Below are 15,581 nucleotides of genomic sequence, written 5' to 3'. Positions count from 1 at the left end.
GGGACGCCTGCGCCGAGTAAAAACCGGTCACACTGTTCGGTTCCGTAACCGCGAATTGTGTGCGAGATGTCCGCGTTATCCCCGTTTCGACCGTCGGAAACAATCCACTAGTCGTCACGCCCACTCGGGCCGAAAGGTCGTCATTTACGGACTCGCTCCGCGATTCGCCGGTTAGGCCAGCAGTTCGTGTCGTCGTCCTGCCGTCTCAGTGCGTCTGCCAAAATCGTTCCAGTCCGAGCGAGAGCATGTCGGGGCTGACTGGTTGAAACTCTTCCCGTTCGGCTTCCGGGAAAAACTCCCTGACGCCATCCCACGACTCGCGGGCGTATCGGCTGTCCACCAGCACGCGGATTCCCGTCTCGTCCGTCCCGCGAATTACTCGCCCTAGTGCCTGCCGTGCCTTTCTGACCGCTGGAACCGTGAGTGCGTAGGTAAATCCGTCGCCGAATTTTCGTTCGTAAGCGGTTCGAACCGCACGCGTTCGCGGGCTTGCCGTGTTGATGATTGGAACGCCACAGACGACCGCGGCTTTGAGCCGGTCGCCTCGATAATCGACGCCCTCCGTGAGAGTTCCTCGAAGACTCGTGACGAGGACTTTCGCCTCTCCGCCGAAAAATTCGTCTTTTAAGTCCTCTGTGGCGTCGTCCGCACTGCTCTCGTCCAGCAAAACCGGCTTGTCAACAACCTTGCGCAGATGCTCCGCGGCCCACGTCGCTTCCGCGTAATTCGGCATTCCGACGAGGACGTTGCCGGGTGACTGTGCCACGTCCCGAATCGCGTCAGCGTACACCTGTCGTTCCCTTGTCTCGTCGCCCGGCGCGCCGCGGTTGCTGTAGGTGAACTTCGGCGCGTCCACCGCGAAACTCTCGCGGTTCGATTTCGGGAAGTTCAGGCCGAAGGTTCGTTCCACGACCGGTCTGCCGTCGTTTTCGAGGTGAACCAGTCCCGACACCTCCTGAAAGATTTCGAGCGGTTCGAGTGTCGCGCTCATCAAAATTCCCCCGCCGAATTCGCCGAGCTGTTCGCCGATGGCGTCGCTCGGAACGCAGTTCTGCATGGCGAGTTGGGCGTTGTACGCTCGCCGCCACGAATCGCCGGGTTCGCGGTCGTTCCACGTTCGTTCGAGGACGATTTCGCGGAAATACTCCTCGTGGTCGTTGCGATACCACTCGCCGAGTGCCCTGCCCGCGGGCAGGGCACTCCGCTCTCTGTCTTCCTCCTCTGCCTCGTTGAGGATTTTGGCGACGACCGCCCCGACCTTTTCGGCGCGCGCCCACGTTCCTCCGTCGTAGCCCTCCTGCTCCGCCCACTTCGAAATCTCGTCCGATTGCGGGACGGTCGGGTCGCGGAGCGGAATTTCCGCGTCAGGCAGATCGGTGAGATTCGCCTTCCACCCGCGATGTTCGCGTTCGAGGTAGGCGGTCACTCGTCGATCAACTTCCTCGCGGAGGTCGCGGACGAAATCGCGCGTTTGCTCCAGTTCCCGTAGGCTCACGCTCGCATCTTCGAGTTCGGAACGAACGAGGTTCGCATCGGCGGTGGTGTGCGTCGAATCCTTGTCGTCGAACTTCACGGGTTGGATGACGCGCGTAAGTTCGGCTTCCGCGTCACGCAGGGTTTTGTCGCCAACCGACTGACTCACGAGGTCGCGGACTCGGGGTTCCAGCATGTGCGCCTCGTCGCAGACGAGAAACGTCGAATCGTCCACGAGCGCGCCCGTGAACGTCGCCGTCGTCACTTCGTCGAAGGCGTGGTAGTAGTTTCCGACGACGACCTCGACGTGGTTCAACAGCGCGCCCATCATCGAGTGCGGACAGGTGCCCCACTGAACCGAATGCGCGACGAGATCGCTCGGTTCGATGAGGCCCATGCTGTCGAAATCGAACGGAACCGATTCGATCGGGTCGCCGTCCTCGGGCATGTCCTCCAAAAACTGCGCGTAGAAGGGACAGTACTCCACATCGCCGTACTCCGGCATCTCTGGCGGATAGGGCGACGGTTCACCCGCCGTTTCGAGGTAGGACGCGCCTCCCGATTGACTGCCGCTGTCCGCCAATCCCATCTGCTGGCTTCTGGCCCGTGAGGCGAGATTTTGAGCGGTCGTGGCACCGCTTTCGCCGGTTATATCGCGGGTTCGCTCCCGTAGCCCTTCACAGCGGTCGTAGACGTTCGAGTCGTCGATGCCGCCCGCGTTTTCGCGGTTGTACGGACATACGTCGGCTTTCCCGATCAGCGTCAGGGCCGAAATCGGATTCCAATCGTCCGGCAGGTTCGCGTTTATCATCTTCAGGTCGGTTTCGAACTGGCGGAGTTGCTGTTTCACGCTGGTCAGAACGAACACGCGCTCGTACTGGCTATCGGGGTCGCGGACGAGGTGTAGACCCGCCGTCAGCGCCAGCATGGTCTTGCCAGTTCCGCAAGCTCCTTCGATGACCGAAAAGCCATCGTCGCGGGCGGTTTCGATGGCCGTCTCGATGCCATCCTCTTGCTCGTCGTAGGGTTCGTCGTGACCGAATATGGTCCGCCAGTCCGCCATCATAGTTTCTCTGTCTGCCCCGTGCTTAGGGCTGTTGAACTGGAGTGGTTCCGTTTCGGTATTTAAATCTGCGCGTGTAGTGGTGAGGTTCGCGTGCGGTCTTCGTGATGATCGAAGCGAACGAATGGCTCGTCAGAGCTTCGCTCTGAAAGCGGATGACCGAGCGAACAAAGCGAGTGAGGGAATCAGTTGGGGAGGCGTGTGGCTGTCGCGGTGCGGTTGCAGTTATTTGTAGTCGGTATCCGTAAACACCACTCCGAACGAAGCAATAAATATATTTTATTTATCAGATGGGCCGATCCGAGTCTGAGCTATCGACCGCCAAAATAGAGAAAACAGAATCAAGAACGGCTGAAAGTCGATTTTCATCGATTTAAAACCCAATGTCAAAAATCATCTATAAATTTGATACAGCGATATTAAATCGACAAAACCGCACCGAAACTGCTCGACAACTCCGGCGAACCGAGCATGCCCGAATTCTCCAGCCGAGTGGTCGTCAACAGCGAGGTTCATCGGCTTGCAAACCAGTCATCCGCTGGTGCAGGTGGTTGCCGGCGTTCCAACGAACGCAATTACGATTCGGCATGTACGCCTCGGAAGAACGAACTGACGCCGTCGAAAAAGCGGCGGTGCGGCTTTGGGATTCACTCCTTGAGCGCGCCCGCGGTGAGACCGCTGACGATTTTTTCCTGTGCGATGACGACGAGAACCGCAACCGGCAGAACGCCGACGACACTCGCGGCGGCCATCAGGTTGTAGAACGCCTGAAACTGGCCCTGATAGTTGAGAATCCCCCACACGATAGGTGCCCAGTGTTGGGGTTGGCCGTCGGTCATGAGGAACGAGAAGAAAAACTCGTTGTAGACGGAAATGAACGTCAGCACTCCCGCCGTGGCGACGCCCGGTGCCGAAAGCGGCATGATGATGCGAAACAGCGCCCCGATTCGCGTCGAACCCTCGACGCGGGCAGCGTCCTCCAACCCGTCCGGAATTTGTCCGTAAAACGTCGTCAGAATAAAAATCGTCAAGGGCATGTAGAGTCCGCTGAACGGCGTGACTAGCGCACCCGGCGTGTTGAACCAGTTCGGACTCGACACGCCCAGCACGGAGACGTTTCCGGTGAAGAAGTTGAACAGGGGTAAAATGAACGCCGCGGGCGGAAAGTACGAGACGGCGAGTAAGGTGACCAGAAGGATTCCTTTCCCGCGGAAGTTCAGGCGACCGAAGGCGTACCCCGCGAAACTGCCGATGAGAAGGACGATGAACGTCGTCACGAGTCCGATGACGATGCTGTTGAACATGTACTGGTGGAACGGGATGAACTGAAACATCTCGATGAATGCCGACGGGTTGAATCCCTTCGGAACGAGACCCATGTTGACGATTCGGTCGAGCGGCGTCAGCGCGAGGACGAGCAACCAGTAGAACGGAAACAGCGTCGTGACGATGAAGAAGATGGCCGCGACGTAGAACATCGCGCGGTACACTCGCCTCGGATTTCGAATCGCTCCCTGCACCCAGCGCGTGTACGGCCCCTCGAATTTCTCCGTCGTGGTATCGCCTCCGTTCATCGTATCACGCCCCGCCACGATTCACCCCATATCCGCGTAACGAACGATGTACACCAGCGCGACCACGCCGACGATTGCCGCCGTGATGAACGCCACCGCTGCCGACGTTCCGTACCGTCCCGCGGTAAACGTGGTGACGACGAGGCACGACAGCGTCGGAATCGTCGAACAATCCGAGACGGTTTCCACGATACCGAACACGCGCATCGCATCGATGGTGCGAAACAACATAGCGACGAGTAGCGTCGGTAGCACGAGCGGGAAGGTGATGTATTTGAACTGTTGCCATCGCGACGCACCCGAAACCTGTCCGACTTTATACAGCGTTCGGTCGATACTTTGGAGTCCGGCGAGGATGAGCAACGCCATGAACGCCGAGGTTTTCCACACGTCCGCGATGATGATGATGATGAGCGAATCGACGCTGTTGATGAGCGGCGTCGCCGTGAACACGCCGAGGTCTTGCATCAATCTGGCGCCGAAGCCGATACCGGGCTGGAAGATGAGGTAAAATATCATGCCCTGGATGGCGATTGGAACCGCCCACGGGATGATGATTGCCACGCGCACCCAGCGTCGGCCGCGGAAATCTTGGTCTAAGACGAGTGCCTGTCCGAACCCGACAATCGTTTCGAGCGACACGGACACAATCGTAAAAATGAGGGTGACGATTACTGCACTTTCGAACGGTTGTCCGAGGCTGATGAACGGACTACCGAGGATGCTGTCGCGCGCCCCGGATAGGAGCGCGACGTAGTTCTCGAACCCGACAAATTCGCCGACGTACCCGCCGCCGAAGAGGTTGTCCTCGTGGAGCGATAGCTGAAACGTTCGAACGAGGGGCCAAAACGCCATCGTCCCCACTAGTAAAAACGACGGGAGGAGGAGCAGATACGCGAACTGCTCTTCACCCAATCGTTCCGTCCAACTCGCCGGACGCGCCAACAATCGTCGAGTTCGGGAGTAACTCATCAGGTCAGACGCTCCCCTCTATGTCCTGAAGCGTGCTATTGAGCGACGACATCGCCTGTTGCGGTGCCTGCTGTTGTGCGAGTGTCCCGTTCACGCTTTCAGCGATGGCCGCCGATTCGTCCGGCCAGACGACGGTGACGGGTCGCGGAATCGCCGACTCACCCGCGATTCGAAGCGTGTCGATGTAGTCGCCCCAGATATCCACCTGCTGGGCTCTGTTGCTTTCCAAGTACGAGGCGTCCGAGGGGAGGTATCCGAGCGACGTGAACTCGAAGTTGCGGAACGACGGTTGGGAAACCGCTTCGACCACCTGCACCGCAGCCTGTTGATTCTGCGAATTCGGATTGACTGCGAGGTTCCACCCGCCGAGCGCCGCTGCAGTTCCACCGGTTCCCTCGTACTCCGCTTCGTTCGGTTGGACGCCGTACGGAATCGGCATGACGCCGAGTTGGTCGCCGTACTCCTGTGCTGCATCGTAGAGACCGGACGGCCACCAGCGCATCGCCACGGCGTTGCCGTTCATAAACGCCGATTGAACCGGCCCTTCCGTCCACTGGAGCGTCGCCTGCGGCGAGGTTTGTTGGTAACCTTCCAAGGATGACTGGTCACCCTGCCCGTGAATGAGCGTCCTCCCCATCCGAAGAGCCTGAATGACGGGCTGTTCGTTGACCGTGATCGGTCGCTCGCCGACCGGTCCGAAGAGATTTTCTCGACCGCCGAAGTACGCGCCGCCCCACGTCGTCATGAGTTCGTTGAACGTACAACACGATAGCCCTTCGTAGTTCGAACCTTGCCACGCGTAGCCGTACTGCGCGTTCGATTGATTCTGTGTCTGTGCGATGACCTCTGAAAACCGCTGCCACGATATCGGCTCCGTCGCCCAATTCTCTCCCTCCGGGTCGAATCCGGCATCGGTCACCCAATCTTTCCGATACTGGATGGTCGGTAGGTCGGTGAAGTACGGCACCGCGTAGAGGTCGCCATTCGGTGCCGACGCGCTGTTGACGCTGGCCGTGAAGTTATCCTGTTTGATGCGGTTCACCGCGTCCTGCGACATGGCCTGATTCAGATTGAGTATCTCGTTGCGCGCGATGAATGGAATCGTCCACCCGCTGTCCATGCGGAGGATGTCCGGTTGACTCCGCCCCGCGGAAAGCCACTGGCGGTACTGCTGCTGTACGTCCTCGGAGACTTCCGACGTAACGATAATTTCGATTTCGATGTCGTTCGGGAGGCCCGCCTCCTGAAGCGCCTGATTAATTTGCCCGACGTTCTGGTTGTCCACCTGATTCCCCGCCCACTGAATCGTGGTCGTTCCCTGTCTCGCGGATGCAGTGAAACCGGTGAGTCCCGAAAACGCCCCGGTTGCCCCCACCGTCCGAATGAACTGTCGCCGAGTCGATTGTGTCATTTGTTTCCAACCCACACAACATACTACGGATATCTGCAAAGGTATTCCCCATCTGTAGACATTGGAAGTGGCATAATAGTTCCATATTTTTAGATTAGTTAAATAATGCGGGAAAGGGCGTAGAGGTTCTGCATTCGTGAAAATAAACGGAATCTCACTCGGTTATAAATCGGATAATTTTGTTTATGTGACGAATAGTCTTCAATAAGAACGTTGTGGATACTGACATGTATGTGATAGAATTGGTCAGCACGCTCGTCGTACAGGTCGTTGTTTTCCCGCTTCAGTTCGTCAGTTTTTGGGCTTCCGTGTCGCTTCCACTGCTCTACGTTCCGCTCCTTTTCGCCGGATTCAAACCGGGCATCAGAATCTTCGTCACCTTGCTCGCGATACACGCCGTCTCACTACTACTCGGTCACAGATACGGACGTGAAGAAGTAACATCAGAAGTCGAACCCGACCGCGAACGTCCAACCGACGTATAGACGGGTCGAGAACCACTTTCAGCGAGGACACCGATTTCTACCGCTGATTTCTATATATCTTATTTTGCTATATCAAATGTGTTCCTCGTTTCCAATCGTTCGATTCTACCGTTCTGCGCCGACGGCGTCATCATCATATTAATGGCTATTGAACAGTCTCACGCATAATGTCTCCCGTCTCGCTCTACTCACCGATTTCGAGGACGAACGCTGTCGATTCGACCACTACTGGCCTCGTCTTCGGAATCTCGACGTTCCCGTTCCGAAAACGACGTTCGTCCCGCTCGAATCGGACGGTGACTCCTATCGCTGGGACACCAACGAAATTCTGGCCTTCATGGAGCGAAACGGGTACGACCGAGCGTTCGTCCGAACGCAAGTTAAGGCGGCCACGGTTCGACTCCGCGAAGGGTCGTTCATCCACCGGCCCGACGCGACGGTGGTCGATAGAACGATAGCGTCTCTGCTCAACCAGAACGACCAACAGTCGTGGCCCCACGGCGGCGGACTGGTCGTGCGCGAGTGGCTCGATTTCGACTTCTGCCCCCACCCGACGCACACCTGTCACCCATCAGTTCGCTTCTTCATCGACGACGGCGAGGTTCTCGGCCACACTCCGACAACTGCTGAAAAAGCATCGCACGTCTGCACGGACGGCTACGTCTATCTCGAATCGCTGGTTGCGGACGTAGACCTCTCCGCTCCGCGTCGCTACGCCGAACGAGTTGCGGACGAACTTTCGGAGACGACGTGGGGTATTGATTTCATCATGAGCACGAACGGGGAGTGGTACTGCGTGGAATGCAACTTCAACGGCGTCTACTGGAATCGGGAGGAAAAGCGGTGGTGGAACATGTGCGGGCAGGGGGAGTTCGAACCGTGGAGTCCGGTTGAACTCCATTCGGCGGCGCTCCGCGGCGTGAAACCCTCTGCGGACGACAGAGTGGGAAGATGGTGGTGAGTGCGTACCCACACACGATTTACCGCTGACTCACGGGCCGTCGCGGCCCGTGAATCACATCAGATGTTTCCGTTGATTACGTCCGAAAGGGTCTGTCGGTCGAATAACTGTTCTTCTTTCGGAATTTCCGGGTACGGCTCGCCGGTGACGTAACCCGGCCACTCGCCGAACTGCTCGGGGTACAACTGCTTCGCCGTCATCTCCAACTGGAATAAGTTCATAATCGGGCCTTGATAGCGCATTCCAGCGCTGTAGAAGCGGTCGTTCTGAATCGCGGAGAGTTGTTGTCCGGCGGCGTGGTTCTCGATCTTCTTTTGAATCTCATCGAGGTAGTATCCAGGCGAGATGCCCCAGAGGTGGAGGATAACGTCCGGGTCGGCTTCGAGCATCGTCTCGAAATCGACGGTTCCCCACAGGCTTCCCCAATCTTGTTCAGCGAAGGCGTCCGTCGCACCCAGTGGGCGGGTATCCGCCAACCAGTAGCCGGGTTTGTTGAGGTGGTAGGTGTAAAACGTCCCGTCGCTGTAGGTGACGCGCACCGCCGTCGGTCGCTCGCTTTTCGGCGGTAGACTGTCCTCTATCGTCGCGAGCGCGGTGTCGTGAATTTCTTTGAGCGCCTGATAGCGTTCTCGTTCTCGGAAGACCCCAGCGACCTTCTCGAACATCTCCCACAGTCCGTAGTACTGATACCCGTCGCGGTAGCCTTCCGGCGGGTCGTCGTGGGTGCCGCTGTAGAAGTTCCCGAACCACGGGCCGATGTTGTTCTGGATATCTTCGATGTCGGACTGCGACCAGTTGTTCTGTGTGGTGACGTAGGCCGGGTCGATGAAGTGAACGTCGCTGTCGAGCTGGTAGAGGAGTTCCTTGCTCAATCCGTTCTCCAGCGGGTCTGGAAGTCCATCCCACTCGAAGGAGACGCCGTCGAGTCGCTCGTAGTAGGTGTTCATCGTCTTGCCGGACATCTCGGGGACGTAAATCGAATTTATCGCGTCCCCGTGTCCGAGCGCGACCGCCATATCCGCGTACTGCGGAAAGAGGGAAAAGACGTTCTCGGGAACGCCGTCGAACTCGACTTTACCCATCGGTGCCATCGTCACCGAGTACGGGCTATTCGAATCTGTCGTTCCGTCTCCCCCCTGATTTCCGTTCGTCGTGGTCTCTGAACCGTCGCTCGTGCAACCGGCGAGCAGGCCGCCGCCGATGAGGGCACCACTGCCCTTGACGTATTCACGGCGAGTCGGAGTTCTAGCGAATTTTCCGCTCATGTGTTTTAGGCTTGCCTAAACTCAGACTTAGGCTTTTTCATTCGTCCAAAATACTCGGTTACGCTGTATTCCCCGTTTTCGAAAACGCCCGAGTGCCAATTATGGCACAGCGTCTACAATCTGTCCGTTCCGCTTTACCCCACGAGCGTACGGATGTTCATTCCGACAAAGAACAAGAGAACGACCTCGTTGACAACCCACGAATTCGCGTTCATCCAATCCCGCGCCTTCGGAAGGAACGTTTCCGCTCGGCTACCGAATACGATGAGCGTGATCGACGGCGACGCCAGAAACAGAAGTGTGAGGAGAATAAACGGAATGGAGTCGTCCAATGGACGGTTCGTCCCCGCGAGGTACGAACCGACGGTGGACGACGTGAGAATGTCCGTCGGAAAAAATCCCAGCAGGAGAAAACCAAGCCGAAACGAAAACCTCGGGCTCGCTTTCTCCAGTTTACCCATCCATTTCGGCGGCTCTGACTCTTTCCTGTTCAGATACACGTGAACCATGGCGACGAGAAGAAGAAGGAGAACGATTAGATGAACCGTGTCATTCGACGTTCTTCCTGCAGTTATGCCGTTGCCGAGTAAATACGTCGCCAGAACGACGAACGTAATCGAGAGGGATGCACCGAACACGTACGCGGCGGAGTTCCACCGCCAGTTCTCGCTCGTCGCGAGGAAGATAGTGCTGAGAATCTGCGGTCCCGCCACCATGACGAATGCCAACGGAAGAATTTCTAAAACGGTCACGATGCTCTCACCACCCGTAAGAACCGAACTGTTCGCTCGACAGTATTCCCCACCCTCGTTGGCTCATTGCTCTGACGTGTGACGAATGCCGTGTTGCGCACCGTGCAGTTGCTGTCAACTCCACCCATGTCCCACTCTATTACGCCGTCGAAGGGTATCAGCGTACCGTCCATCCCGACTCATTTCGATTTCATATAGCATTTTGAAATTTATCGAACACGTGCCCGAGCACATCGCTGGTCTCTCTCCGTTCGAAGCGACGGCGTTCCACCGCTTCTCGCGGGTACGATTTCGAAAAAATAGTCGCGCTGCTGGTGGATCCTGTATCACTTTCGAAAAACCACATCGCAAACGGCGGTCGTCGATTGCCGACGAACCCTACGCGTTTTTAACCTGCTGAAGCACGTCTGGGGCGTCTTCCAGCGCGCCGTCCAACTTGTCAGCGTCGGGGCCGCCACCCTGCGCGAAGTCGGCGGGGCCGCCGCCGCCACCGCCGACGCGGGAAGCGAGTTCCCCGACGACTTCGCCGGCGTTCAGCGAGGTGCCGTCTGGTACCGCGACGACGAACTGCGCGCCGTCAGCACCGCTTCCGATGACCGCTATTTTCCCTTCCTCGGCCATCGCGTTCGCGGTTGCGCGGAGTTCGTCCATATCGGCGTCGATTCGTTGAATCACGGCGATAGTGTCGCCGATTTCGACTTCCTCGCCACTGCCGGAACCACTGGCGCGAGCCTCGGCGAGTTGCTCTTTCAGGTTCTCTATTTGCTTGCCGCGAGCCTTCCACTCCTCGAAGAATCGCTCCGCGGTTTCCGGAACGGCGGGCGGCGCAACGTCGAGGATGTCCGCGGCGGATTGGAGGTAGTCGCCCGTTTGTTGGGTCGCCTCGATTGCGGCGTCACCGGCGGCGAAGGTGAGTCGCTCGACTCCGTCCTGCACGCGCTCAATGTTCAGGAGTTTGATACAGCCGACGTCCCCGGTTCGGCGAACGTGGGTGCCGCCGCAGGCTTGGACGTCCTCCGCGACGTGGATGAGGCGGATGTTCGTCCCGGCGGGAATCCCGCCCTGATAGAGGTCGAAGCCGAACTCCTCCTCGGCTTCGTGGCGGTTCGGCCACTCCTGTTGAACCGTCGTGTTCTCCATGACGATTTCGTTCGCCAGCAGTTCGATTTGCTTCGCGGTTTCGCCGTCGATGCGCTCGTAGTGGCGCACGTCGATGCGGGAGCTGTCGGTTCCCTTCTGGGCACCGGCCTGCCGGATGTGGTCGCCGAGAACCTGCCGCGCCGCGTGGACGACGATGTGCGTCGCCGTGTGGTGACGCATGAGTCGGCGACGGCGCTGGGCGTCGATTTTCCCGCGAACGATTTCGCCCTTATCGACCGATTCGTCGGTGCGGTGGAGGACGACGCCGTTTTCGATTTGGGCGTCGGTTACGGACACCGTTTTCTCGTCCGTCGAGAGCGACCCGTGGTCGCCCGGTTGGCCACCACCCTCGGGGTAGAACATCGTCTGGTCGAGGACGACGTCGTAGCCCGCCTCGCGCTCGAACACGTCCAAGACGACGGCTTCGAAATCCGTCCGGTACTGGTCTTCGTAGTACAGGCGTTCCGTTTTCGGAAGGTCGTCGAGTCGCTCGTCCGTCGATTTCTCCTCCTCGAAGGCCTGTCCGCCGTCGTGGCGGTCCGCGACGAGGCTGTAAAAGTCGTCCGGAACCTCGACGGACACGCCGAATTCGTCGGCGATTTCCTCGACCATGTCCGGCTGGAGGCCGTGAGAATCGTACAACTCTACGAGCGTCGAGGTTGGAATCGATTTCCCTTCCTCGGCGTGCTGTTTGGCGATTCGCCGAACTCGGCGTCCGCCCTGTTCGAGCGTCTCGCGGTACTTTTCGACTTCCGTCCGAACGATATCGCGGATGGTATCGCGGTTCTCGTATTCGAGTCGCTCGGCCTGCATATCCACGAGTTCGTCCAGCGGCGCATCGACGCCGACGTTGTCGCAGAGTCGCTTCGTTCGGCGGAGCACCATCCGAGCGAGGTATCCCGTAGAGACGTTGCTCGGGACGATACCGTCGCCGAACATGTACGCCATCGTCCTGCTGTGGTCGGCGATGGCGTAGATGATTTCCAGCGGTTCCACCAGCGCTTCGAGTTCGCCCGTGGTGACGCCGAGTTTGTCCGCGATGTTGTCGCGGGCCGCCTCCATATCCTCGGCCTCGTCGATGTCCATGTGCCCCGCGAGTTTCGCGGCGCGGTGGACGAGTTTTTCTTCTTCCTCGGAGTGGTCGATTCCGGCATTCTCCTTGAGGAAGTCTATCATGTCGGGGTAGACGGCCTCGTAGACGGTCGGCGTCCCTTGACTCACCCATGTCCAGCGTTCGAGTCCGTACCCGGTGTCCACGACGTAGGTGTCCATCTTCGAGTAGCGGTTGCCGTCTTTCATCTCGTACTCGCCTTCCGGGTCTTGTTCCATCGACATGAAGACGAGCGTGGCGAGTTCGACCCCTCGGTAGATGACCTCGATGGCGGGACCGGCGTTGCCGCCGCCGACCCACGGGTCTTCGATGTAGATTATCTCTTCAGGATTCGCGCCCATCGACTCGAAGAACTCGTCGCAGTACGCGACGGTCTGGTCTTTCCAGTATATTTCGCCCTCGTAGGCGTACTCCTTCTCGGCGTCCTCGCGGACGTTGAAGGCGTGGTGGGCCATCATCTCGAAGGCCATCGTGTGCCGTCCCGTCTTGCCCACGTTGTCGATGTCCTGCATCCGGATGCAGGGCTGACTGATGGTGAGCGGGTTGGCCGGTGGCGGCGTCTGGCCCGACGTGACCAGCGGTTGGAAGTCGGCGATGGAGGCGATGGTGAGCAGCATGTCGTCGCGCCATCGGTTCGCCGCCACCGGGTAGGGGTCGATTCGCTCGTGGTCGTGTTTCTCGAAGAACGAGAGAAATGCCTCCCGCATCTCCGAGAGAGAATACTCCTCGTCGAGACTCGGGTTGTCGATGAACCCGTACTCCTCGCACGGGGGTTCCCCGCACGTTTCGCGGTCGTGGTCGCGCGTCCAGAAGTGTGCCCCACACTCGGGACACTCCTTTCGCACGAAGTCGTTTTCCTCGAAATAATCGAGGCGATACTCCTCCTCAAGTTCACTCATTCTTGGTAGTTTGTCGCCCATCGGTGCGTAAAACAGTTCCGCAAGGGCGCGATTAGCCGAGGACGTACCTATCGAACTCCCGCACCGTGTAGCGGTACGCGAGGGGTGGTGCGACCCCGCCGAGGAAGACGGCGACCGCACCGCCGACGATTCGAAGGGCGGCGGTGTCGAGCAGTATTTGGAACCCGAAGAAGTCCGTCACGAACGCCACGAACCCGGCGACCATTCCGGGCACACCCGGAATGGTCGCCATCGCCACCCCAGCAAATCCGGCCACGAGCAGAATCGTGTAGAGCGCGAACGCCGATTTGCTCGGGACGACCACGCGCCTGCTCCGCGTCACGCGAACCGAACTGAACCGCGGAAACACGGTGCCGATTGCGAGCGCGACCACGGTTCCGGCGACGCCGAGAAGGGCGCTTCCGACCGTCAATCCGACCGAGCGTTCGAGCGAAAGCGGACTCATGAAGCCCGCAATCGCGGTTCCGACGACGACGAAGGGAAGCCCAACCAACGTCACCGCGAGGACGTGGCCGCGAACGAACTCCCCGCCGCGAATGGTCGACGTGATGGTCACCGGAAGCATCGCGCCCTCGTCACCCAACGGATTGAGCGCCGTTGCTCCGATTGCCCACGCGCCGTAGAGCGCGATGGAAACCGCGAGAAAGTCCGAGACGGTTCCCGTTTGAACCGCATTCTGAAGCGGCGCGGTCATGAAGAACACGGGGTAAACGACGTAGAGCAGTCGAAGCGGCGAGCGTTTTGTCCGCCGCCAGACGTTCGCCGTGACGGTTCGAGTCGGACGGGAAACGAATCCGGCGAGGAAGTCGGCGTTCGACTCGTCGGCTTCGTATTTTTTGTTCTCCACTTGGACTTGGTCGCCGTACCAGAGCCACGTCGCGGTGCGCACGTCGAGCGACAACAACACCGGAATCGAAACCGCGACGAACGCAACCGCACCGCCGACGCGGGGAAGTGAGGCGGAAACGCCCGGAATCCCGAGCATGAACACGTCGCCGAGCCACGCGGTTGGCACGTCCTGCAACAGCCCCCCGAGAGACGTCATCACGCGACCGAGCGTGTTCGACAGGATGGCCGCCATATAGACTCCGAAGCCGACAACGCCGATGATGGATTTGTACTGCGCGAGCAGTTCAGACCGCGCGAATGCGACCTTGAGTAACAGTCCGACGATGTGACCCGCGAGAATCGCGGTCGTAAACAGGCCCGCTACCGCGAGGACGATAGTTACGAAGGCGGTTGGAGTTCCGAGTGCTACGCTCCACGCCACACTTATCGAGAGTAACGGAAACGCCACGACCGAGCCGATTCGGGCGAACTCCGCGAGGACGAGACCACCGACGACATCGCGCGCGGGAATCGTCGTCAGCATTCCCGCCTCGTGGTCGATTCGCCCGGTTTTCCCGACCGCTCTCGCCACTACCAGCGCTCCGACCATGAGCCATGCGGCGGCGAGGCCGCCGCGTGCAAAATCGAGGAGTGGAAGCGAAGCCGGAAGTTGGTCGATTTGGCCGCCGAATTTGTACGCGACGTAGGAACCCCCCAGCGTCGGGACACCGACGAAGAGGAGCAGGAAAAAGGCGAATCCCAACAACTGCACGGGATTTTTCAACATGGCGCGGATGCTCCGCCGGTATTCTACTCGGGCGATGCTGGCACTCCGTCGGGGGTTCGGCCAGTTCATTGGGGCACCATCGGTTCTTCCTCGCTCGTCACGTCGAGGAATACGTCTTCGAGCGACTGCTCTTTTTCCGCGCGGTGGGTGAGTCGCTCCGGCGAGTCCTCGGCGACGAGATTACCGTCGTGAAGCACGCCGACGGTGTTGGCGAGTTCTTCGACCACGGGAAGGATGTGCGTCGAAAGGAAGACTGTCATGCCGTCGTCTGTGAGTTCCGAGATGAGTTCGCGCACGGTTCGCGCGGCGCGTGGGTCTAACCCGGAGGTCGGCTCGTCCAAAAAGACGAGTTCTGGTTCGTGGAGAATAGCCTGAATCAGCGCCGTCTTCTGTTTCATCCCTTTCGAGTACGTACTCACGCGCTCGTCCGCATCGTCGGTGAGGTCGAACCGGTCGAGCAGGGTATCGATTCGCTCCTCCGCATCCACATCGCGCAGTCCGGCGACGTATCGCAACTGCTCGCGGGCGGTGAGTTCGTCGTACAGTGGCGGCTCTTCCGGTAAAAATCCGATGCGGGAAACGACCGCATCGCGGTCGTCTATCGACTGCCCGGCGACTCGCGCGGTGCCGCTCGTCGGTCGGGTGAGCGTCGTGAGCATCCGCATCGTCGTCGTTTTTCCCGCCCCGTTCGGGCCGAGAAATCCGTAGACGGATTTCTCGGGGACGGTGAGCTGGAGGTCGGAAACGACCGTCGTGTCGTCGAATCGTTTGGTCAACCCGTCGGTTTCGATGGCGGGCGTCATCGAATTTCCTCCGAGCATGGGCGTTCGATAATGTGG

The 15,581-nt window shown here is 59.1% G+C and carries 11 protein-coding genes; 2 read left to right on the top strand and 9 right to left on the bottom strand.

The genetic code is table 11. The features are described from left to right. Window positions 1–205 precede the first annotated feature (205 nt). From LIX15_RS05945 to LIX15_RS05930, 4 genes are all read right to left on the bottom strand, one after another. Window positions 206–2,539, bottom strand: a complete 2,334-nt coding sequence (locus LIX15_RS05945; protein WP_345410433.1) for an ATP-dependent DNA helicase — start codon at window positions 2,537–2,539, stop codon at window positions 206–208. 644 nt (window positions 2,540–3,183) lie between these two features. After that, a complete protein-coding gene (locus LIX15_RS05940) occupies window positions 3,184–4,110 on the bottom strand; it encodes a carbohydrate ABC transporter permease (RefSeq protein ID WP_227776573.1) in 927 nt (308 codons plus the stop codon). A 21-nt stretch (window positions 4,111–4,131) separates the two neighbouring features. Further along, window positions 4,132–5,082, bottom strand: coding sequence for a carbohydrate ABC transporter permease (locus tag LIX15_RS05935; protein WP_227776572.1), 951 nt, complete (start codon window positions 5,080–5,082; stop codon window positions 4,132–4,134). Between the two features lie 4 nt (window positions 5,083–5,086). Then, window positions 5,087–6,493: an extracellular solute-binding protein gene (locus LIX15_RS05930; protein ID WP_227776571.1), complete on the bottom strand. Its 1,407-nt coding sequence runs from the start codon at window positions 6,491–6,493 to the stop codon at window positions 5,087–5,089. Window positions 6,494–6,720: 227 nt separating this feature from the next. Between LIX15_RS05930 and LIX15_RS05925 the strand changes: the two genes are divergently transcribed. Together LIX15_RS05925 and LIX15_RS05920 are read left to right on the top strand one after the other, a co-directional pair. Beyond that, window positions 6,721–6,978 (top strand): DUF8028 family protein, encoded by a 258-nt coding sequence (locus LIX15_RS05925; protein ID WP_227776570.1) that lies wholly within the window; start codon window positions 6,721–6,723, stop codon window positions 6,976–6,978. 148 nt (window positions 6,979–7,126) lie between these two features. Then, the gene (locus LIX15_RS05920; RefSeq protein ID WP_227776569.1) at window positions 7,127–7,939 is read left to right on the top strand and encodes an ATP-grasp domain-containing protein; all 813 of its coding nucleotides are present in this window, start codon (window positions 7,127–7,129) and stop codon (window positions 7,937–7,939) included. 59 nt (window positions 7,940–7,998) lie between these two features. Here the strand turns inward: LIX15_RS05920 and LIX15_RS05915 are convergent, their stop codons facing one another. From LIX15_RS05915 to LIX15_RS05895, 5 genes are all read right to left on the bottom strand, one after another. Next, on the bottom strand, window positions 7,999–9,204 hold the full coding sequence (locus LIX15_RS05915) for an ABC transporter substrate-binding protein (RefSeq protein WP_227776568.1): 1,206 nt from the start codon (window positions 9,202–9,204) through the stop codon (window positions 7,999–8,001). Window positions 9,205–9,338: 134 nt separating this feature from the next. Next, window positions 9,339–9,956 (bottom strand): GAP family protein, encoded by a 618-nt coding sequence (locus LIX15_RS05910; RefSeq protein WP_227776567.1) that lies wholly within the window; start codon window positions 9,954–9,956, stop codon window positions 9,339–9,341. Between the two features lie 378 nt (window positions 9,957–10,334). After that, complete coding sequence (alaS, locus tag LIX15_RS05905) at window positions 10,335–13,106, bottom strand: alanine--tRNA ligase (RefSeq protein WP_227776566.1); 2,772 nt, start codon at window positions 13,104–13,106, stop codon at window positions 10,335–10,337. A gap of 52 nt (window positions 13,107–13,158) precedes the next feature. Further along, window positions 13,159–14,811 carry a hypothetical protein gene (locus LIX15_RS05900; protein ID WP_227776565.1) on the bottom strand — a complete coding sequence of 551 codons (1,653 nt, stop codon included), beginning with the start codon at window positions 14,809–14,811 and terminating at the stop codon, window positions 13,159–13,161. Then, window positions 14,808–15,545: an ABC transporter ATP-binding protein gene (locus LIX15_RS05895; protein WP_227776564.1), complete on the bottom strand. Its 738-nt coding sequence runs from the start codon at window positions 15,543–15,545 to the stop codon at window positions 14,808–14,810. Before LIX15_RS05895 ends, LIX15_RS05900 begins: the two co-directional genes overlap by 4 nt. Window positions 15,546–15,581 lie beyond the last annotated feature (36 nt).

This window comes from Haladaptatus pallidirubidus, assembly GCF_020700235.1.
In the GTDB taxonomy this organism is placed as follows: Archaea; Halobacteriota; Halobacteria; order Halobacteriales; family Haladaptataceae; genus Haladaptatus; species Haladaptatus pallidirubidus.
Note: the sequence above shows the minus strand (reverse complement) of the source record. Positions and strands in the feature narration are given on the sequence as shown.

Coding starts and splice junctions, on each gene's coding strand:
- alaS (WP_227776566.1), bottom strand. CDS start 13,106: ATGAGTGAACTTGAGGAGGAGTATCGCCTCGATTATTTCGAGGAAAAC.
- LIX15_RS05915 (WP_227776568.1), bottom strand. CDS start 9,204: ATGAGCGGAAAATTCGCTAGAACTCCGACTCGCCGTGAATACGTCAAG.
- LIX15_RS05940 (WP_227776573.1), bottom strand. CDS start 4,110: ATGAACGGAGGCGATACCACGACGGAGAAATTCGAGGGGCCGTACACG.
- LIX15_RS05895 (WP_227776564.1), bottom strand. CDS start 15,545: ATGACGCCCGCCATCGAAACCGACGGGTTGACCAAACGATTCGACGAC.
- LIX15_RS05930 (WP_227776571.1), bottom strand. CDS start 6,493: ATGACACAATCGACTCGGCGACAGTTCATTCGGACGGTGGGGGCAACC.
- LIX15_RS05935 (WP_227776572.1), bottom strand. CDS start 5,082: ATGAGTTACTCCCGAACTCGACGATTGTTGGCGCGTCCGGCGAGTTGG.
- LIX15_RS05900 (WP_227776565.1), bottom strand. CDS start 14,811: ATGAACTGGCCGAACCCCCGACGGAGTGCCAGCATCGCCCGAGTAGAA.
- LIX15_RS05925 (WP_227776570.1), top strand. CDS start 6,721: ATGTATGTGATAGAATTGGTCAGCACGCTCGTCGTACAGGTCGTTGTT.
- LIX15_RS05945 (WP_345410433.1), bottom strand. CDS start 2,539: ATGATGGCGGACTGGCGGACCATATTCGGTCACGACGAACCCTACGAC.